This window comes from Pseudomonas sp. Q2-TVG4-2 (genome assembly GCF_013620795.1).
In the GTDB taxonomy this organism is placed as follows: Bacteria; Pseudomonadota; Gammaproteobacteria; order Pseudomonadales; family Pseudomonadaceae; genus Stutzerimonas.
Window position 1 is genome coordinate 420,412 of record NZ_LGLW01000005.1, and the last position, 19,954, is coordinate 440,365.

Below are 19,954 nucleotides of genomic sequence, written 5' to 3' on the forward strand. Positions count from 1 at the left end.
CGGCGTGTTTCGTGGCGAAACACGCCGCCAGGGGCTAGTTTCAACATAACGCTCCCCATCCCAATCAGCCCGACCGTGCGGGCACAAGGAGAGACGAATGCCATCCCTGGACAGCCTGAATTGCCGTCGAAGCCTAGACGTAAACGGCAAGACCTATCACTACTACAGCCTGCCCGAAGCAGCCAAGCAACTGGGCGACATTACTCGCTTGCCGACCTCGCTCAAGGTGCTGCTGGAGAATCTGCTGCGCTGGGAGGATGACGTCACGGTGCGAGCCGATGATTTCAACTCGCTGGCGGTATGGCTGAAGACCCACACCTCCGAACGCGAAATCCAGTACCGCCCCGCGCGGGTGCTGATGCAGGACTTCACGGGCGTGCCGGCAGTCGTCGACCTGACCGCCATGCGCGATGCGGTGTCCCGTGCCGGTGCCGACCCTCAGCGCATCAACCCGCTGTCGCCGGTCGACCTGGTGATCGACCACTCGGTAATGGTTGACCGTTTCGGCAGCGATAAGGCCTTCGAGCAGAACGTCGATATCGAAATGCAGCGCAACGGCGAGCGCTATGAGTTTCTGCGCTGGGGTCAGCAGGCCTTCGACAACTTCCGCGTGGTACCGCCGGGCACCGGCATCTGTCACCAGGTGAACCTGGAATATCTCGGCCAGGTGGTATGGACCAAGGAAGAAAACGGCGAAATCACCGCCTATCCGGACACCTTGGTCGGCACCGACTCGCATACCACGATGATCAACGGCCTCGGTGTGCTGGGTTGGGGCGTGGGCGGTATCGAGGCGGAAGCGGCCATGCTCGGCCAACCCGTGTCGATGCTGATCCCGGAAGTGATCGGCATGCGTTTGACGGGCAAGCTCAATGAAGGCGTGACTGCGACCGACCTGGTGCTCACCGTCACGCAAATGCTGCGCAAGCATGGCGTGGTGGGCAAGTTCGTCGAGTTCTTCGGCCCCGGCCTTGACCACCTGCCGCTCGCCGACCGCGCCACCATCGGCAATATGGCACCGGAATATGGCGCCACTTGCGGCTTCTTCCCGGTCGATCAAATCACCATCGATTACCTGCGCCTGACCGGGCGTGACGAGGACCGCATCGCCCTGGTCGAGGCTTACAGCAAGGCCCAGGGCATGTGGCGCGACACCAACTCGCCGGACCCGGTCTTCACCGCCACCCTGGAGCTCGACCTGAGCCAGGTACAGCCATCCCTCGCCGGTCCCAAGCGCCCGCAAGACCGGGTATCGCTGGGCGATATCGGCGCCAGCTTCGACTTGCTGCTGGAAACCAGCGGCAAGACCCAGCAGGCCGGCAGCTCTGTAACCGTGGCAGGCGAGGATTTTAGTCTCAAGCATGGCGCGGTGGTCATTGCGGCGATCACCTCATGCACCAACACTTCCAATCCGAACGTGCTTATGGCCGCCGGGTTAGTCGCGAAGAAGGCGCTCGAGCGGGGCCTGAAGCGTGCGCCCTGGGTGAAGTCTTCGCTCGCACCCGGCTCGAAGGTGGTCACCGATTACCTGGAGCGCGCCGGCCTGACCACCTACCTGGATCAACTCGGCTTCAACCTGGTCGGCTATGGCTGCACCACCTGCATCGGCAACTCCGGCCCGCTGCCCGAGGCCATCGGCCAGGCCATCACCGACAACGACCTGATCGTTTCCTCGGTGCTGTCCGGCAACCGCAACTTCGAAGGGCGCGTGCATCCATTGGTCAAGGCCAACTGGCTGGCATCGCCGCCGCTGGTAGTCGCCTTCGCCCTGGCAGGAACGACCCGGATCAACATGGACAAGGAACCGCTCGGCTACGACGAACAGAATCAGCCCGTCTATCTCAAAGACATCTGGCCGACCAGCGCCGAGGTGAACGAAGCGGTCGCCAAGATCGATGGGCAGATGTTCCGTACCCGTTATGCGGATGTCTTCAGCGGCGATGAACACTGGCAGTCAATTGCCGTGACCGCTGGCGATACCTACAAGTGGAACAACAACTCCAGCTACGTGCAGAACCCGCCATTCTTCGAAGACATCGGCCAACCGCCAGCGCCGCCCAAGGATGTCGAGAACGCGCGTGTCCTTGCACTGTTTGGTGATTCGATCACGACCGACCATATTTCGCCAGCCGGCAACATCAAGGCCAGTTCGCCAGCCGGACTGTATCTGCAGCAACTGGGCGTGAAGCCAGAGGACTTCAACTCCTACGGCTCGCGCCGAGGCAATCACGAAGTGATGATGCGCGGCACCTTCGCCAACATCCGTATCAAAAACGAGATGCTCGGCGGCGAAGAAGGCGGTGAGACCCTCCATCAACCCAGCGCAGAACGCATGTCGATCTACGACGCGGCGATGCGCTACCAGGCGGAAGGCGTGCCGCTGGTGGTGATTGCCGGCAAGGAATACGGCACCGGCTCCAGTCGCGACTGGGCAGCCAAGGGTACCAACCTGCTCGGCGTGAAGGCGGTGATTGCCGAAAGCTTCGAGCGCATCCACCGTTCCAACCTGATCGGCATGGGCGTGTTGGCGCTGCAGTTCGTGGGCGATCAGACCCGGCGGTCGCTGGGCCTGACCGGCAACGAGAAACTCTCGATCCGCGGTCTGGGCGAGGATATCAAGCCACGTCAGCTATTGACCGTGGATGTGGAGCGCGCAGACGGCTCGAGGGACAACTTCCAGGTCCTCTGCCGCATCGATACCCTAAACGAAGTTCAATACTTCAAGGCCGGCGGCATTTTGCACTATGTATTGAGGCAGCTGATCGCAGCCTGATCCATCGTTAGGCACCACAACGCCCGCTTGCAGCGCCGCTGCAAGCGGGCGCTTCACGTTTCAGCGGATGCCCATTTGTCGATCGACACTTAACTAATCGGATTGCGTGCCGTTAAGACAAACATACCGGTCCCCGGCCGCGTGACAAGCAAGAAACACGCACCAAGCCACCTTGAATTCCAGGCGTACCCAATGCGAAACAACCAGCCCGTCACCCAGCGCGAATATGCCTTCCCCGACCAGCAGCGGCTGATTTCCACTACAGACCTGAAAGGCAAAATCAGCTACTGCAACGACATATTCGTGGAAGTCAGCGGCTTCGAACGCAACGAGCTAATCGGCGCTCCACATAACCTGATCCGTCATCCGGACGTGCCGTCCGCCGTGTTCGCTCACATGTGGGCAACGCTCAAGGATGGCAAGCCGTGGATGGGTATCGTCAAGAATCGACGGCAGAACGGCGACCATTACTGGGTCAACGCCTACGTGACGCCAGTGCTCGACATCCAGCGCAAGGTCATCGGCTATGAGTCGGTCCGCACCAAGCCCACCCGCGAGCAGATCCAGCGCGCGGAAGCGCTCTATGCACGCCTCAACGCGGGCAAGAGCAGCGTGCCTCGGAGGGAGAAGTGGCTACCCTTGGCGGTCAACTGGCTGCCGTTCATCCTCACCAGCCAGATCGGATTCATGGTCGGTTACTGGCTCAACCACATGTGGGGCTTCGCCTTGGCTGCGCTGCTCTCCGTACCGCTGGGCCTCGTCGGCCGCCATTGGCAAATGCGTGGTGTGAACCGCTTGGTGCGCCTGGCCGAGCAGTCGATGAGCGATCCACTGATAGCCCGGATGTACACCGACAGCCAGGGCGTCGAAGCGCGCCTAGAAATGGCGATGCTCAGCGAACATGCTCGCCTGAAAACCTGCCTGACTCGCCTGCAGGACAGCGCCGTGCAATTGCAGCAGCAGGCCAAGCGGGCCGATGAGCTGGCACATAGCTGCTCGGACGGGCTGGCTCGTCAACATCACGAAACCGAGCAGGTCGCCACAGCCATCAGCCAGATGGCCGCGACAACCCAGGAGGTTGCAGGCAACGTCACGCTGGCAGCCGAGGCGACCGAGCAAGCCAGCCAGTTGGCCGCGCAAGGCCAGGACATCAGCGCCCAAACGCGCAAAGCCATTGAGCTGCTGGCTCAAGCGGTAACGGAAACCGGCGATGCGGTGTCCGCACTGGCGCAGAACAGTGACGAAATCGGCACCGTCGTCGACGTGATCAAGAGCATTGCCGACCAAACCAACCTGCTCGCGCTCAACGCGGCCATCGAAGCGGCACGCGCCGGTGAAAGCGGCCGCGGCTTTGCGGTGGTAGCCGACGAGGTCCGTCAACTGGCCCAACGTACCGCTGCCGCAACAGGCCAGATCCATCAGTTGATCGAAAAGCTCCAGCTTCAGGCGAGACAGGCGGTCGAGACGACCGAACAGGGCCGTGCCCAAGCGAGCCGTGGCGTGGAGCGGGTGATCGATGCAGACAAGGCATTGGAAGGCATCAGCACAGCGGTGGGGCGCATCATCGACATGACCTCGCAGATTGCTTCGGCAACCGAGCAGCAGAGTGCGGTCGCAGAGGAAATCAGCCACAACGTCAGCAATATTGCCCGCCTCGCCGATCAGACCTCTAAAGACGCCCAGAGCTCAGCACTGCTCTCCGAGGACCTGGCCGCCACCGCACAATCGCAGCACACCCTGGTGGAGCGCTTCAACCGCTGAACCGGCTTAGCAGCGCTCAAACGCCCGCTCGCAGCGCCGCTGCAGCGGGCGTTTGCTTTGTGGCAATTAGGCAATCAAGGCTGACGCAAGAATGCGGCTACGACCTGCGCGGCGCTCTCCAGGTGCTGCTCGTGGGTCAGCCCTGAGCGCTTCAGCGGCTTGAGGTCATGGTCCGCGGCAACCAGCCAATTGAGACGAATTGCCGGCGATAGGGAATAGCCGGCAACGGCATCCCGATCGCCCAGTGCATCCCGCTCACCCTGAATGATCAATGTCGGCGTGCGCAGCTCAGCGAGATGCGCCACACGTGGCTTTTCCGGCTTGCCCGCGGCGTAAAACGGGTAGCCCAGACAAACCAGCGCATCGACCGCCAGTTCATCGGCCAGCAGGCTCGCCATTCGACCGCCCATGGACTTGCCTCCGATGGCCAAACGCCCTGCGGTTTGCTGTCGCACCGAGTGGTACACCTCACGCCATTGCTGTAGCAGCTGCGCCTGTGGGTTCGGCGGGCGCTTGCGCCCGGTCGCGCGCCGCTCAGCCATGTACGCAAACTCGAAGCGAAAGACCGCAACACCGCATGCCAGAAGCCGCTCGGTCATCTGCTGCATGAATTCACTGTCCATCGGCGCACCCGCGCCGTGGGCCAGGATTAAGCTGGCGCAAGCCCCGCCCCGCGGCTGATCGGCCCTGATGAGCGGAATTTCACTGCCCTGCGAGTATTGATCAGCGTCAAGATCGGCCATATGCCCTATCCCCATCCTTGCCCCCGCGTCGAAATAGTTGTTTACCGCAACAAAAACATGCTCGTTACCGTGGATGGAAGCCATACATGAACACAGCAAACAGTACCGCTCACGACTATAAGCTGGCCCGCCGCTTCGCCTCGCCGTGCTTCACGTGGTCAACAACCTAGAGATACCGGTCACGGCGATGTCCTACTCGCTCTATTTGGGCGCGACCGACGCGATAGTCCAGTTGGTAGGGCCACTAATGCTGTGGGGTTCTTTCTGACTGCCCTTCCTCGGATCATGCACTTCCTCGTGTCCAAGCAGGCAGAACGCCCTGTGTATTCCTGTCGCCTGTCCATCGTTCACTTCTGGGCGCTGATCATCCTGTACATCTGGGCTGGCCCGCATCACCTGCATTACAAGTTCTTGCGAAAAAAGCCACAGTGCGACGCTCTGTCGCAGACCGTCCGATCCCTCGGCTGTTTGCCCTTCAGCCTTGCTGCTTCTATATTCCTCCCCACTCGCCGCCCCCCGCAGAACTACAAGGCGAAGCCCTCGATTCAACACATCGGCCTGATGTGAAAAACGACCCTGCAAAGAGCATGGAAAAGGCTTGGAATCAGGGTCCGAACGGCACGAGATGGCCTGGGCGTTGATTGCATTGCCCCCCTCCTTTCTCCATACTTGCCGCCGTTTTTGCCCCCTTGATATGCCATTTAGCGTGGAAGCCTTGCATGAGCACAGCAATAAGTGAGACTGCATACAACTATAAGGTGGTTCGCCAATTAGCCATCATGACGGTGGTATGGGGAATTATCGGGATGGGAATGGGCGTGTTCATTGCCGCACAGCTCGTGTGGCCTCAGCTGAACTTCGACCTGCCGTGGGCCAGCTTCGGCCGCCTGCGCCCCTTGCATACCAACCTTGTCATTTTCGCCTTTGGCGGCTGTGCTCTGATGGCCACGTCCCTCTACGTGGTTCAGCGCACCTCCCAAGTACGGCTGTTCTCCGATGGCCTGGCAGCGTTCACCTTCTGGGGTTGGCAAGCGGTAATCGTGCTCGCGGTAATTACGCTGCCGCAGGGCTTCACCAGCTCCAAGGAATACGCCGAGCTGGAGTGGCCGATCGATATCTTGCTGGCTATCGTCTGGATCAGCTATGCGCTGGTGTTCTTCGGCACCATCATGAAGCGGAAGGTCAGCCATATTTATGTTGGTAACTGGTTCTTCGGCGCCTTCATTCTGGTGACGGCGATGCTGCACATCGTCAACAACCTAGAAGTGCCGGTGACCTGGTTCAAGTCTTACTCGATTTACGCGGGTGCGACCGATGCGATGGTTCAGTGGTGGTACGGCCACAATGCCGTGGGCTTCTTCCTGACCACCGGCTTCCTGGGCATGATGTACTACTTCGTTCCGAAGCAGGCGGGCCGTCCGGTCTACTCGTACCGCCTGTCGATCGTTCATTTCTGGGCGCTGATCACTCTGTACATCTGGGCCGGCCCACATCACCTGCACTACACCGCGCTGCCTGAATGGGCACAGAGCCTGGGCATGGTGATGTCGATCATCCTGCTGGCTCCAAGCTGGGGCGGCATGATCAACGGCATGATGACCCTGTCGGGCGCCTGGCATAAGCTGCGCACCGACCCGATCCTGCGCTTCCTCGTGGTCTCCCTGGCGTTCTATGGCATGTCGACCTTCGAAGGTCCGATGATGGCCATCAAGACCGTCAACGCGCTGTCCCATTACACCGACTGGACTATTGGTCACGTTCACGCCGGTGCGCTCGGCTGGGTTGCGATGATCAGCATCGGCGCCATATACCACCTGATTCCGAAGGTGTTCGCGCGCGGGCAGATGCACAGCATCGGCTTGATCAACGCCCACTTCTGGCTGGCCACCATCGGCACCGTGCTCTATATCGCCTCGATGTGGGTCAACGGCATCACCCAGGGCCTGATGTGGCGTGCGATCAATGAAGACGGCACGCTGACCTATTCCTTCGTTGAAGCACTGGAAGCCAGCCACCCCGGCTTTGTTGTTCGCTGGGTCGGCGGTGTCTTCTTCGTCACTGGCATGCTGCTGATGGCCTACAACACCTGGCGCACCGTGCGTGCCGCCAAGCCGGCCGAGTACGAAGCCGCTGCGCAGATCGCTTGAGGAACCGATAAATGAAGAATCATGAATTAGTTGAAAAAAACATCGGTCTGCTCACGCTGTTCATGGTCCTGGCCGTGAGCATCGGCGGTCTGACCCAGATCGTTCCGCTGTTCTTCCAAGACGTAGTCAACGAGCCGGTTGAAGGGATGAAGCCCTACACCGCGCTGCAGCTCGAAGGTCGTGACCTGTACATCCGCGAAGGCTGCGTCGGTTGCCATTCGCAGATGGTCCGTCCGTTCCGCGCCGAGACCGAGCGCTACGGTCACTACTCGGTTGCCGGCGAAAGCGTATACGACCACCCGTTCCTGTGGGGGTCCAAGCGTACCGGTCCGGATCTGGCCCGCGTTGGCGGCCGCTACTCCGATGATTGGCATCGTGCGCACCTCTACAACCCGCGCAACGTCGTGCCTGAATCGAAGATGCCTTCTTACCCCTGGCTGGTCGAGCAGAGCCTCGATGGCAAGGACACCGCCAAGAAGATGGAAGCCTTGCGCAGCGTAGGCGTGCCTTACACCGAGGAAGACATCGCCGGTGCAAAGGACGCGGTCAAGGGCAAAACCGAAATGGATGCCCTCGTCGCCTACCTGCAAGTACTCGGCACTGCACTCACCAACAAACGGTAACGCACCATGGATATCGGGACTCTTCGCGGTCTGGGCACCATTCTTGTTTTCGTCGCCTTCATTGGCGTCGTGCTCTGGGCTTATAGCAGCAAGCGCAAGAAAAGCTTCGATGAAGCTGCCAACCTGCCCTTCGCAGACGAGCCCGACGCCAAGAAGCGTGATGAAGAAGCTTCCAGGAGTAAGAAATAAATGACCTCGTTTTGGAGTTGGTACATCACCCTGCTGAGCCTGGGGACCATTGCCGCACTGGTCTGGCTGCTGCTCGCGACTCGCAAGGGACAACGCCACGACAGCACCGAAGAAACCGTCGGCCATTCCTATGACGGCATCGAGGAATACGACAACCCGCTCCCGCGCTGGTGGTTCATGCTGTTTGTCGCCACGGTGATCTTCGCCCTCGGTTATCTGGTGCTGTACCCGGGCCTGGGTAACTGGAAAGGCGTGATGCCGGGTTACGAAGGCGGCTGGACCCAAGTGAAGGAATGGCAGCGCGAAATGGATAAGGCGAACGAGCAATACGGCCCGCTCTACGCCAAGTTCGCATCGATGCCCGTCGAAGAAGCCGCTCAGGATCCGCAAGCCCTGAAGATGGGCGGTCGCCTGTTCGCATCCAACTGCTCCGTCTGCCACGGCTCGGACGCTAAGGGCGCTTACGGCTTCCCCAACCTGACGGACAACGATTGGCTGTGGGGCGGCGCCCCCGAGACCATCAAGACCACCATCATGGGCGGGCGTCAGGCTGCAATGCCTGCATGGCGCGATGTCATCGGCGAGGAAGGCATTCGCAACGTTGCCGGGTATGTCCGCACCCTGGCCGGCCGGGAAATACCCGAAGGCATCAACGCTGACATTGAGCAGGGTCAAAAGATCTTTGCCGCCAACTGTGTAGCCTGTCATGGATCTGAAGGTAAAGGCACGGAAGCCATGGGCGCACCGGACCTGACCGATAACGTCTGGCTCTACGGCTCGAGCTTCGGACAGATTCAGCAGACCCTGCGCTACGGCCGTAACGGCCGCATGCCAGCCCAGGAGCACATCCTTGGTAACGACAAGGTGCACCTGCTGGCGGCCTATGTGTACAGCCTCTCGCAACAGTCGGAGGACTGACAGGCAATCCAGGCGCGACCCACGGTCGCACCTGATGTCAGCCATCGAGGCGTACCATTTGCAGCAGGTCAGTTAAGGATCCCGGTCGGCATGTATCGACCGGGACGCTCACCCTCCGCCGTGGTACGTATTCGATGTCCGAGCAAATCCCCGTTCATGATGTAACTCCCCCGGCCAAGGTCAACGCATCATCCGACCTCTATGCCGCTCGCGAAAAAATCTATACCCGCTCCTTCACCGGCCTGTTCCGTAATCTGCGACTCGCAGGCGGTGCGCTGCTCTTCCTGCTCTATTTCGGCACCGTGTGGCTGAACTGGAACGGCCGCCAGGCTGTCTGGTGGGACCTGCCCGAGCGCAAGTTCTACATATTTGGCGCCACGTTCTGGCCCCAGGACTTCATTCTGCTGTCGGCGTTGCTGATCATCTGCGCGTTCGGGCTGTTCTTCATCACTGTGTTCGCCGGCCGCGTCTGGTGTGGCTATACGTGCCCCCAAAGCGTGTTCACCTGGGTTTTCATGTGGGCTGAAAAAGTCACCGAAGGTGATCGTAACCAGCGCATGAAGCTCGACAAGGCGCCCATGAGTGCCAACAAGTTTCTACGCAAATTGGCCAAGCATTCGATTTGGCTAGGCGTCTCTCTGGCTACCGCTGTCACCTTTGTTGGCTACTTCACCCCGATCCGAGATCTGGTGCCTGATCTGCTGAACTTCCAAGTGGGCGGCTGGGCATTGTTTTGGGTGGGTTTCTTTACCCTGGCGACCTACGGCAACGCCGGTTATCTGCGTGAGCAGGTGTGCATCTACATGTGCCCCTACGCACGCTTCCAGAGTGTGATGTTCGACCAGGACACGTTGATCGTCTCTTACGACCCGCGTCGCGGCGAGCGCCGCGGGCCACGGAAGAAGGAGGCCGACTACAAGACCATGGGACTCGGTGATTGCATCGATTGCACCATGTGCGTACAGGTTTGCCCCACCGGCATCGACATCCGCGACGGCCTACAGATCGAATGCATTGGCTGCGCGGCTTGCATCGATGCCTGCGACACCATCATGGACAAGATGAACTACCCTCGCGGGCTGATCAGCTACACCACCGAGCACAACCTGTCGGGGCAGAAAACCCACCTGGCCCGGCCGCGCCTGATGGGCTATGCCGTTGCGCTGGTCGCCATGATGGGTGTGTTCGTCTACGCAGTCACCGATCGCTCTCTGGTCAAGCTCGACGTTCTCAAGGATCGCGTGCTCTATCGTGAAAACGAGCAAGGCAGGATCGAGAACGTCTACACGCTGAAGGTGATGAACAAGGCTCAAGATGGGCAGACCTTCGTTATCGAGGCCACTGGCCTGGATGGTCTGCAGTATGAAGGGCGCAATGAGATCCGCGCCGAGGCCGGTGAACTGGTCACCGTTCCGGTGGAGCTTTCGGTTGCCCCCGAGCAGCTTCCCTCGAGCACCAACGACATCGTCTTCCACGTCAAGTCGGCGGATGATTCCTCAATCGAAGACGAAGCGGAAAGCCGTTTCATCGGCCCAAGCATTCGCTGACAGGTAGCACATGAGTAATTCAGACCAAGAGAACACCCGTTGGTACACCCAGTTCTGGGCCTGGTTCGTCATTGGCATCTTGCTGATATCGGTAATTCTCGGCACCTCGATGCTTACCATCGCGATCCGCAATGCCGATACCCTGGTATCGGATAACTATTACGACGCCGGCAAGGGCATCAACCAGTCACTGGAGCGCGAGAAACTCGCCGAGCGTCTGCAACTACAAGCTCAGCTGACGCTCAACGACGAGCGCGGGCTGGCCGAAGTACAGCTGAGCGGTCACAGCGGACCGCAGCAATTGGTGCTGAATCTGCTCTCCCCGACTCAGCCCGAACGCGATCGCCGCATTGTTCTCCAGCCTCAGGGCAACGGCTTCTATCAGGGGCAGATGCAGGAGCCGGTCACCGGTAGGCGCTTCGTTGAACTGCTCGGTCGCGAGGGTGATCAGGACTGGCGCCTGTTCGAGGAAAAGGAAATCGTAAGCGGCCAGACACTCGAACTGAGCTACTGATCAATCAATGGCGAGTCCAACCCCCTGCTATCACTGCGGCCTGCCGGTCCCTGTCGGCAGCGCTTATCAGGCCCGCGTGCTCAGCGAGCAGCGGGCAATGTGCTGTCCGGGCTGCCAGGCGGTCGCAGAGGCGATCGTTCTGGGCGGGTTGGAGAGCTACTACCTGCATCGCAGCGATGCCTCCATCAATCCCGGCGTTTTACCGCAGGCACTTACCGAAGAGCTGGCGCTGTACGACCGCAAGGACGTGCAACAGCCGTTCGTGCAGCGCCAAGGAGAGTTGGCTAGCACCTCCCTGATGATCGAAGGCATCAGCTGTGCCGCCTGTGGTTGGCTGATAGAAAAACACCTGCGCGGACTCGACGGCATCACCGAGGCCAGCCTGAACCTTTCCAGCCATCGTTTGCGGGTGCGCTGGAACGATGCGACCCTGCCGCTCAGCGAACTGCTCGCCGAGCTGCGGCGCATCGGTTACGCCGCACATCCCTACCAGGCCGATCAGGCCGCCGAGCGCCTTGCCCAGGAAAATCGACGCAGCATGCGCCAACTGGGTGTGACCGGGTTGCTATGGATGCAGGTGATGATGGCGACCATGGCGACCTGGCCGGAATTCAATATCGACCTTTCGCCAGGGATGGCCAGCATCCTGCGCTGGACCGCCCTGCTGCTGACCACTCCTATCGTTTTCTATTGCTGCACCGATTTCTTCAAGGGTGCGCTGCGCGATCTACGCACCCGCCACCTGACCATGGACGTTTCGGTTTCACTGGCGATCGGCGGTGCCTATGTCGCCGGCATCTGGTCGACCATAACCGGTCAGGGCGAACTGTATTTCGACGCCGTGGGCATGTTCGCATTGTTTCTGCTTGCCGGACGCTTTCTCGAGCGTCGCGCCCGGGAACGCACCGCCGCAGCCACCGCACAGCTGGTCAATTTGTTACCGGCGTCCTGCCTGAAACTTGCCGAAGACGGCCAAACGGTGCGCATTCTGCTCAGCGAGCTGCAACTCGGCGATGAGGTACTGGTGCATCCAGGCGCACTGATCCCGGCGGATGGCCGTATCCTCAGCGGGCAGTCGAGCATCGACGAATCGGTCCTCACCGGCGAATATCTGCCGCAGGCACGAAGCGTTGGTGACGCCGTCACCGCCGGAACACTCAACGTCGAAGGCGCGCTGACCATCGAAGTCAAAGCGCTGGGTGACAACACTCGCCTGTCCGCCATTGTCGGCCTGCTGGAACGCGCCCAGTCGGACAAGCCGCGCCTCGCCGAACTGGCCGACCGGGTCGCGCAATGGTTCTTGCTGATCGTGCTGTTGACAGCCGCTGTCGTCGGCCTCGTCTGGTGGCAGATCGACCCGCAACGCGCGTTCTGGATCGTCCTCGCCTTGTTGGTCGCCACCTGCCCCTGCGCCCTGTCACTGGCGACTCCGACCGCTCTGACAACAGCCACCGGAACGCTGCATAAACTTGGGCTATTGCTTACCCGCGGGCACGTCCTGGAGGGGCTCAACCACATTGACACCGTGATCTTCGACAAAACCGGCACTCTGACCGAAGGACGTCTGACCTTGCGCGAGGTTCGCCCGCTGGCCGAGCTGGACGCCAGCGCCTGTCTGGAGCTGGCCGCCGCGCTGGAAAACCGCTCCGAGCATCCGATTGCCAGAGCCTTCGGCCGGGCGCCGCAGGCGGCTGACACTGTGGAAAGCATTCCCGGACTGGGCCTGCAAGGATCGGTCGCGAGACGCACGCTGCGCATTGGTCAGCCCGAGTTCGTTGCGGCCGGTTACGCGGGCACCGCTCCCGCCATTCCGGGGGGCCAAGGGCAATGGCTGCTGCTGGGCGACACGCACGGACCGCTGGCGTGGCTGGTGCTCAATGATCGTCTGCGCGAGGACGCGCCTGAGCTGCTACACGCCTGCCAACGCCGCGGCTGGAGAACCGTACTGCTATCTGGCGACAGCTCGCCAATGGTCGGCGAGATCGCCCGGCAGCTAGGCATCGAGGATGCGCACGGCGGGATGACGCCAACCGATAAGCTCGCTCATCTGCAGCGGTTACAAGCCGAGGGTTGCCGGGTGCTGATGTTGGGCGATGGCGTCAATGATGCGCCGGTCCTGGCGGCTGCAGACATAAGCGTGGCCATGGGAACGGCGACCGACCTGGCCAAGACCAGCGCTGATGCTGTCCTGCTCAGCAATCGTCTCGGCAGTCTGGTACAGGCATTCGCTGTGGCGCGCCGCAGCCGCCGAATTATTATCGAGAACCTTGCCTGGGCGAGCCTTTATAACGGCCTGATACTGCCGTTCGCCGCCATTGGCTGGGTGACGCCGCTATGGGCGGCGCTGGGTATGTCGGCAAGTTCGCTGTTGGTAGTGCTTAATGCCATGCGGTTGATCCGCCTGCCCGATCAGCCGCCGCCCCGACAACCGGCTCTGCCTGGCGTAGGATAACTCCACGACCTTTCTGCCTCGCTTGCCGCACCGTTTCCGGAGGCCCTTATGGCCGCACTTTACATTCTGATTCCCGTCGCCGTGGTTCTGGTCGCATTGGCCATCTGGGTATTTTTCTGGGCGGTCGACAGTGGCCAGTACGACGATCTGGACGGCCCCGCCCACAGCATCCTGTTCGACGAGGAAGACCCCAAGCATCGCGCAGGCATCGAGCAAGCGGAAAAGAGCAACGACGACGGAAAGCCCGATCGTGGCTGAACTGCTACCGCTGATGGTGTCTGCGCTGGTACTCGGCCTGCTGGGTGGCGGACATTGCCTGGGTATGTGCGGCGGCTTGATGGGCGCGCTAACGATGGCGACTCCGCAGGACCAGCGCGGCAAACGTTTGCGTTTCCTGATCGCTTACAACCTTGGACGGGTTCTCAGCTATGCCAGCGCGGGTCTGCTCATCGGGCTGGCCGGTTGGGCAGTCGCGAACAGCCCAGCAGCTATGGCGTTGCGCGTCGTAGCTGCACTGCTGTTGATCAGTATGGGCCTCTACCTGGCCGGCTGGTGGAGCGGTTTGACGCGAATCGAGGCGTTGGGACGGGGACTGTGGCGTCATATCCAGCCATTCGCCAGCCGGCTCATGCCGGTCAGGAGCATACCGCGTGCTTTGCTGCTCGGCGCGCTCTGGGGCTGGCTACCCTGCGGTCTGGTTTACAGTACCTTGCTCTGGGCCGCGAGCCAAGGCGACGCGCTGGACAGCGCGCTGTTGATGCTGGCGTTCGGTATTGGCACTTGGCCCGTACTGCTGGCAACCGGCCTGGCGGCCGAGCGACTTACCGCCGTATTGCGTAAACGCGGCGTGCGGGTACTCGGCGGGATCACAGTCATTCTGTTCGGCGTATGGACGCTCCCTGGGCCCCATCAGCAATGGCTGATGGGGCATGGCAGCGGTCCGACTCAGCAGGCACCCGCCCATCTTCATCACTGAAAACGGCAAACAGGCAGCCGCACATGGCAAGCCCTGCCTCAACACCACGTATTAGGTCAGGGCTCTTTCGGTAATTGACGCTTGTGTGCCGATTTGTCGTAGGTCTCGACGATGATGCGGGCCGCCTCGTCGGGCACCGACCGGCCTTGCAGAAAGGCATCGATATTCTGGTAGCTCACTCCATGGGCCTCCTCGTCCGGCTTGCCAGGAGAAAGCTCCTCGAGATCGGCCGTCGGGATCTTCTTTACCAACTGCTCGGGCGCACCCAACGCGGCGGCTAGCTCACGCACCTGGTGCTTTACCAGGCCAGCCAGGGGCGTCAGATCGCAGGCGCCGTCGCCGAACTTGGTAAAGAACCCCATCACCGCTTCGGCCGCATGATCGGTGCCGATAACCAGTCCCTGCCGAGCGTTAGCAATGGTGTACTGAGCCACCATGCGCATCCGCGCTTTGGTGTTGCCGAGCACGAAGTCGCGCTTCTCCGGCGTCAATGCTTCTAGCGCCTCAGTAGCACGTGACAGTCCTTGCACGGCGGCGCCTATGTTGATCGTATGGCATTCATCCGGCTTGATCGTATCGACCGCCAACTGAGCCTCGTCCTCATCATGCTGCACCTGATAAGGCAGCCGGACCGCAATGAAGCGGTAGTCTTCACCCTCCCCTGCGGCACGCATGCCTTCCACCGCACGTTGCGCGAGCAGGCCTGCCGTGGTCGAGTCAACTCCGCCACTGATTCCCAAAACCAGGGTCTTCAGACCGGATTCGCGCAGGCAGGCTTGGATAAAGGCGACTCGCCGGTCGATCTCGGCCTGTACAGCGGCAAAACTATCGAAGGGTGGGCGAACATGGAGTGCGGCAGCGATCTCTTGCTGGCGGCTGTGCATGAATTTCTCCTGTGCGGATGGACGATTCGGTTCGGGCTCCTAGTTTGACTAATCCGACCACAATTCAGCGAATAAATCTCCCTTTCCTGGCACCGATGTCAGAGTCGGCCGCAGCGTCAAGGCTCGCTTGATACAGATCAAGTCTAGTCAGTCGTCCCACCCTAGAATCCCGTCACTGCATTCAATTCGACAACGTGATGCTCGACGCCATTCGCTGGATGCCGACCTGATCCGTCGCTACGATCAGGCTGGGCCGCGCTATTGGTCTTATCCGACAGCTCGCCAGTTTGGCCGCCTGGGTCCCTTCGATCTCTGGCGAAGGAAATCGAGCTGACCGCCTGCCATCTCGGAGCTGATCAGGTGGTTGAGCAGTTGCACTTTGGGCGGCACACCGAACTTCCTTGGCCATGGCGAACTGCGCAACCTGCGACTGTTTGTGCCAATTGGCCTATGAGGGCTCCCTGAGTTAATCTTGCACATCCCGTAAGGTTTTTCATGCACCGCTTATGCCCGAGTCGATCAAGGTCCGCAAGCAGCCGCAGCCGCAAGCGCATTGCAAGGACTGCAGCCGGTCCGGCCGTTGTCTGCCCCTTTCGTTGAACATGCAGGACATGGAAGCGTTGGATCATATCGTCAAGCGAGGTCGCCCCCTGAAGAAGGGGGAAATGCTTTTCCGTCAGGGCGATGCGTTCAGCTCCGTGTTTGCCATCCGCTCCGGGGCCTTGCGCACTTTCAGCGTTGCCGGCGCTGGAGAGGAGCAAATCACAGGCTTTCACATGCCCAGCGATGAAATCGGCAGCTATCTGGGCCTCGCAGTCGAGACGGTGTCCCATGTATTTACCCGCTGGCAGGCGAACGGCCTGCTGGAAGCCGAAGGCAAGGAAGTACGCATCCTCGATTCCATTCGCCTATGCGCCCTCGCGGGCGGAAACATGGACGCTTGACGCGCCCGGAGCCCGTTATGATTTTCGACGAGTTTTCCATCAAGAAACTGATTCGCCCGGTCCCGGATTTCCCTAAGCCAGGCGTAGTATTCCGAGACATCACGCCACTCTTGCAATCGCCAAAAGCCCTGCGCATGGTGGCGGACAGCCTGATCCAACGCTATGTCGAAACCGACTTCAGCCACGTTGGTGCACTGGACGCTCGTGGTTTCATAATCGGCTCGATAATCGCCTACGAACTGAACAGACCGCTGATTCTGTTCCGCAAGAAAGGCAAACTCCCGGCCGACGTGCTGGCAGCCTCTTATAGCACCGAGTACGGAGAAGCCTTCCTCGAAGTCCACGCAGACAGCCTCTGCGAAGGCGATTCGGTATTGCTACTGGACGACTTGATCGCAACCGGCGGCACGCTGGTGGCCGCTGCTCAACTGGTTCGCCGCATGGGCGCGCAGATTCATGAAGCCGCTGCGATCATCGACCTGCCCGAACTGGGGGGATCACGCAAACTGCAAGACATGGGCATCCCCACCTTCACCCTCACCGCGTTCGAGCTGAACGAGCGCTAGCCGTGTTCCGCAAGACAGCGATGACCATTCGCTGCGCAGCGCTGCTGGGCCTGCTTGCATGCAGCTCAATTTCGCATGCATTCGATCGCAACGCCTTGCTTGATGAGGCCAACCTGCTGCTTCTGCCGCGCGAGCGGCAGTTACCGAATGTGGAACTGATAAATGAACAGGGTCAGGCCATCAGCACCGATGCTTTGCGCGGCCGCTGGCATCTCCTGTTCTTCGGATTCACGGCGTGCCCGGACGTTTGCCCTACCACGCTGAGCGATATGCGCCGGCTGTTCGGCCAGTTGCCACGGGAGGCTCGCGAACAACTCCAGCTGGTGCTGGTCAGCGCCGATCCGGCACGCGACACGCCCGAAGCGCTGCGCACTTACTTGAATTATTACCGAGCGGGCTTCAAGGGATTAACGGGCGATATGGCGCAACTGCAGAAGCTATCCAAAGCGCTGGGCCTTCCTTTCATCCCGGCAACGGAAACCGGGGGCGAATACAGCGTCAGCCACAGCGGGAATCTGGCGATTGTCGGCCCCGACGGAAGTCTTCGCGGCCATATCCGCGCCCCGCTCAAGCTCGACGGGCTGCGCCAGGCCTTGCCTCAGCTAATCGAAGCCGAGTGAGATTCCTTCCGGACAGTCCTTAGTGACAGTCCAACGTTTCAGCGAGCACATAGGCCTGGAAGGCGACTTCGTCGATCCAATGCTGAGTGATCTCAGCCAGCGTCCTCTGGCCTTGATCGCTGGATATGATCTGCTCGATCTGTTGTCGCAGTGTCGCGTCTTCCGCCTCGATCCGCAGCGTAAGAGTGGCTTCTTCCAGCTCTGGCAGTAGCCGGTTGTAGCGACGCCACTCGGGCAGAACGGCGATCTGTTGCAGCAACAGACGATCATCCACCACCGCCTGGCATTCGCCGAGCTTCAGCCCGATCAGCGCTTGTGCCGCACTGGGATAGACGCGAGCAATGCCGCCAAAGCGGGACACGACAATAGCTGAATGAGGGCTTCCCGCCGTGATGCAGAACGGCTTGTCGGCTAGGTCCGCCCAGTCAGTAGGGCCCGCTTCGGCTGCCGTCAGCGCCCCGACATCGCTGGAATAATAAGAAGGTCCCGATGCAACCGCTCCGATACGTAGATCGGTTTGCGCGGGCGTGTCGACCAGCGCAATATCGCGACCCAGTGCCTCAGCCAGCCCAGCCAGCCAAGAGGCCTCGAACCCCTCGGCGACCAACTCCGTTTCCGCCGCTTTCAGTGGTCGATAATCGCCAACCGGCACGGCTTCCAGAGGCGCAGCCAGCACCCTGATCGGGACTATCAGCACGAGCATCAGCCGCAGCAGACAAGGCATCACGGCGCACCTCTCAGACGTACTGGTAGCGAAGCATCCGTTGTTTGAACTTTTCCAGCACCACCTGATCAATCAGGGTCGCGAGAATGGCGATCACCAGGATGTTCATCATCACACCGACCATGTCAGCAATCTCGCCGGAATAGGCCAGGGAGCGCCCCAGCCCCTGACCGAAACCGATCAGCATTTCCGCCGAAATTAGCGCACGCCAAGCATTACCGAAGGCCAGCTGTGCCCCGGTGATCAGCTCCGGCATGACCGCAGGCAGATAGACGCGCCGCAGCAGCTGCCAACGCGATGCGCCCATCACCCGGGCGGCAGCCACATGGACCGGCTGCACGCTTTCGGTGGCATTCATCACCGACAGCGCCATCGGAAAGAAGGCGGCCAATGCAACCACGACGATGATGGGCAGATTGCCGAAGCCCATCACGATAAGAAATAGCGGCACCCAGGCGATGGACGGAATCGATTGAAGAATTACGATGGCCGAGCGCAAGATCTCGCGAAAGAAGAACAGCACCCCTCCCACCAGACCAAAACCGATACCAAACAGCAATGCAAAGCTGTAGCCGCTGCCCAGCCGGCTCATGCTGCCGTACAACCCGTCACGGAACGCAGGCTCCTGAACGGTGGCAAACAGCCGTTCAAAAACCACGGGAATGCCTGGCATCAGAAACGCCGGCAGGCTCCATGCCGCGATCTGCCAGATCAGCAGAATGAAAAGAATCGCCAGCACCACGGCGAGGTATTTTTTGGGCCCGGTAAGGCGACGTCCCTGGCTCATCAGTGCCCTACCTCCGTCTTGATGCCCAACAACCGCAGAATCTCGCGCCGCTCGGCTGCAAATTCGGAAAGATCGTGGCTTTTTTCGCAGTGGGTGAAATTGAAGGTCTTCAGCACTCTTGCCGGGCGCGCGCTGAATACAAGTATGTGATCGGCCAGGTACAACGCCTCGTCAACGTCATGGGTGACCAACAGCACCGTGGGTTGATGCTCATCGATCAGCTCACGCAGCACATCCTGCAGAGCCATGCGCGTCAGTGCATCGAGCGCACCGAAGGGCTCATCGAGCAGCAGCACTTCCGGCTTGGCGATAAATGCGCGTGCCAGTGCGGTACGTTGGCGCATACCGCCAGAGACCTGATGCGGATAGTAATGCTCGAAACCGTCCAGGCTGACCCGGGCGAGCCAGGCCTTCGCCTGCTCGAACGCATCGGCCTTGGCGGCCCCTTGAAGTTCCAACGCCATGGCGACATTGGCCTGCAGCGAAAGCCAGGGATACAGCGCATGCTCCTGAAAAACCAGAGTACGCCGAGGGCTTGGGCCAGGGATCTTCTTGCCGTCGGCGAGCACGCGCCCCGCAGTCGGATTCTCCAATCCGGCAACCAGGTGCAACAGCGTCGATTTGCCACAACCGGATGGCCCCACCAGTGCGACCAACTCGCCTTGGGCAAACTCGCCGCTGAAGCCCTTGATGACTTCGAGCTGCCCGAAATGTTTGTCTACTTCTTCAAACCTGAGTTGCATAACGCTTTGAAGACCTCAAGAATCTGCCCGATCGGCAGGCTGA

Annotated in this window: 19 protein-coding genes and 3 pseudogenes; 17 read left to right on the plus strand and 5 right to left on the minus strand. The window is 60.6% G+C overall.

Annotated features, from left to right (window positions below; translation table 11 throughout):
- Window positions 1-97: 97 nt before the first annotated feature.
- From acnA to H3028_RS13080, 3 genes and pseudogenes are all read left to right on the plus strand, one after another.
- Complete coding sequence (acnA, locus tag H3028_RS13075) at window positions 98-2,773, plus strand: aconitate hydratase AcnA (RefSeq protein ID WP_181297422.1); 2,676 nt, start codon at window positions 98-100, stop codon at window positions 2,771-2,773.
- Window positions 2,774-2,965: 192 nt separating this feature from the next.
- Window positions 2,966-3,298 (plus strand): annotated as a pseudogene (locus H3028_RS21615) (PAS domain-containing protein); the annotation flags it as partial.
- 162 nt (window positions 3,299-3,460) lie between these two features.
- Window positions 3,461-4,534: a methyl-accepting chemotaxis protein gene (locus tag H3028_RS13080; RefSeq protein WP_375154414.1), complete on the plus strand. Its 1,074-nt coding sequence runs from the start codon at window positions 3,461-3,463 to the stop codon at window positions 4,532-4,534.
- Between the two features lie 74 nt (window positions 4,535-4,608).
- Here the strand turns inward: H3028_RS13080 and H3028_RS13085 are convergent, their stop codons facing one another.
- Window positions 4,609-5,292 carry an alpha/beta family hydrolase gene (locus H3028_RS13085; protein ID WP_181297499.1) on the minus strand — a complete coding sequence of 228 codons (684 nt, stop codon included), beginning with the start codon at window positions 5,290-5,292 and terminating at the stop codon, window positions 4,609-4,611.
- A gap of 118 nt (window positions 5,293-5,410) precedes the next feature.
- On the opposite strand from H3028_RS13085, the pseudogene H3028_RS21290 reads away from it, so the two are divergent.
- The 10 genes and pseudogenes from H3028_RS21290 to H3028_RS13135 form a co-directional block, all read left to right on the plus strand.
- Window positions 5,411-5,691, plus strand: a pseudogene (locus H3028_RS21290) (cbb3-type cytochrome c oxidase subunit I); the annotation flags it as partial.
- 305 nt (window positions 5,692-5,996) lie between these two features.
- The gene (ccoN, locus tag H3028_RS13095) at window positions 5,997-7,424 is read left to right on the plus strand and encodes a cytochrome-c oxidase, cbb3-type subunit I (protein WP_168423941.1); all 1,428 of its coding nucleotides are present in this window, start codon (window positions 5,997-5,999) and stop codon (window positions 7,422-7,424) included.
- Window positions 7,425-7,435: 11 nt separating this feature from the next.
- The gene (gene ccoO / locus H3028_RS13100; RefSeq protein ID WP_168423942.1) at window positions 7,436-8,047 is read left to right on the plus strand and encodes a cytochrome-c oxidase, cbb3-type subunit II; all 612 of its coding nucleotides are present in this window, start codon (window positions 7,436-7,438) and stop codon (window positions 8,045-8,047) included.
- 6 nt (window positions 8,048-8,053) lie between these two features.
- Window positions 8,054-8,236, plus strand: a complete 183-nt coding sequence (locus tag H3028_RS13105; protein WP_019339290.1) for a CcoQ/FixQ family Cbb3-type cytochrome c oxidase assembly chaperone — start codon at window positions 8,054-8,056, stop codon at window positions 8,234-8,236.
- Window positions 8,237-9,154 (plus strand): cytochrome-c oxidase, cbb3-type subunit III, encoded by a 918-nt coding sequence (gene ccoP, locus H3028_RS13110; RefSeq protein ID WP_181297424.1) that lies wholly within the window; start codon window positions 8,237-8,239, stop codon window positions 9,152-9,154.
- 134 nt (window positions 9,155-9,288) lie between these two features.
- Window positions 9,289-10,701: a cytochrome c oxidase accessory protein CcoG gene (gene ccoG / locus H3028_RS13115; protein WP_181297425.1), complete on the plus strand. Its 1,413-nt coding sequence runs from the start codon at window positions 9,289-9,291 to the stop codon at window positions 10,699-10,701.
- Between the two features lie 10 nt (window positions 10,702-10,711).
- Window positions 10,712-11,215: a FixH family protein gene (locus H3028_RS13120; protein WP_168423946.1), complete on the plus strand. Its 504-nt coding sequence runs from the start codon at window positions 10,712-10,714 to the stop codon at window positions 11,213-11,215.
- A gap of 7 nt (window positions 11,216-11,222) precedes the next feature.
- Window positions 11,223-13,667 carry a heavy metal translocating P-type ATPase gene (locus H3028_RS13125; protein WP_181297426.1) on the plus strand — a complete coding sequence of 815 codons (2,445 nt, stop codon included), beginning with the start codon at window positions 11,223-11,225 and terminating at the stop codon, window positions 13,665-13,667.
- A 48-nt stretch (window positions 13,668-13,715) separates the two neighbouring features.
- Window positions 13,716-13,925: a cbb3-type cytochrome oxidase assembly protein CcoS gene (ccoS, locus tag H3028_RS13130; RefSeq protein ID WP_181297427.1), complete on the plus strand. Its 210-nt coding sequence runs from the start codon at window positions 13,716-13,718 to the stop codon at window positions 13,923-13,925.
- The gene (locus H3028_RS13135) at window positions 13,918-14,643 is read left to right on the plus strand and encodes a sulfite exporter TauE/SafE family protein (protein WP_181297428.1); all 726 of its coding nucleotides are present in this window, start codon (window positions 13,918-13,920) and stop codon (window positions 14,641-14,643) included. The genes ccoS and H3028_RS13135 overlap by 8 nt, the downstream gene beginning before the upstream one ends.
- Window positions 14,644-14,699: 56 nt before the next feature.
- Here the strand turns inward: H3028_RS13135 and nadE are convergent, their stop codons facing one another.
- Window positions 14,700-15,527, minus strand: a complete 828-nt coding sequence (gene nadE, locus H3028_RS13140; protein WP_181297429.1) for an ammonia-dependent NAD(+) synthetase — start codon at window positions 15,525-15,527, stop codon at window positions 14,700-14,702.
- 197 nt (window positions 15,528-15,724) lie between these two features.
- Between nadE and H3028_RS21295 the strand changes: the two are divergent.
- From H3028_RS21295 to H3028_RS13155, 4 genes and pseudogenes are all read left to right on the plus strand, one after another.
- Window positions 15,725-15,954, plus strand: a pseudogene (locus tag H3028_RS21295) (coproporphyrinogen III oxidase); the annotation flags it as partial.
- Between the two features lie 79 nt (window positions 15,955-16,033).
- Window positions 16,034-16,471, plus strand: a complete 438-nt coding sequence (locus H3028_RS13145; protein WP_181297430.1) for a cyclic nucleotide-binding domain-containing protein — start codon at window positions 16,034-16,036, stop codon at window positions 16,469-16,471.
- Between the two features lie 17 nt (window positions 16,472-16,488).
- On the plus strand, window positions 16,489-17,037 hold the full coding sequence (locus H3028_RS13150; RefSeq protein ID WP_181297431.1) for an adenine phosphoribosyltransferase: 549 nt from the start codon (window positions 16,489-16,491) through the stop codon (window positions 17,035-17,037).
- A gap of 20 nt (window positions 17,038-17,057) precedes the next feature.
- Window positions 17,058-17,657 (plus strand): SCO family protein, encoded by a 600-nt coding sequence (locus H3028_RS13155; RefSeq protein ID WP_181297500.1) that lies wholly within the window; start codon window positions 17,058-17,060, stop codon window positions 17,655-17,657.
- Between the two features lie 19 nt (window positions 17,658-17,676).
- Here H3028_RS13155 and H3028_RS13160 read toward each other — a convergent pair whose 3' ends face one another.
- From H3028_RS13160 to H3028_RS13170, 3 genes are read right to left on the minus strand one after another with little or no spacing between them, the layout of a single operon-like run.
- Window positions 17,677-18,381 carry a transporter substrate-binding domain-containing protein gene (locus tag H3028_RS13160; RefSeq protein WP_181297432.1) on the minus strand — a complete coding sequence of 235 codons (705 nt, stop codon included), beginning with the start codon at window positions 18,379-18,381 and terminating at the stop codon, window positions 17,677-17,679.
- A 13-nt stretch (window positions 18,382-18,394) separates the two neighbouring features.
- A complete protein-coding gene (locus H3028_RS13165) occupies window positions 18,395-19,168 on the minus strand; it encodes an ABC transporter permease (RefSeq protein ID WP_181297433.1) in 774 nt (257 codons plus the stop codon).
- A complete protein-coding gene (locus H3028_RS13170; protein ID WP_181297434.1) occupies window positions 19,168-19,911 on the minus strand; it encodes an ABC transporter ATP-binding protein in 744 nt (247 codons plus the stop codon). The genes H3028_RS13165 and H3028_RS13170 overlap by 1 nt, the downstream gene beginning before the upstream one ends.
- Window positions 19,912-19,954 lie beyond the last annotated feature (43 nt).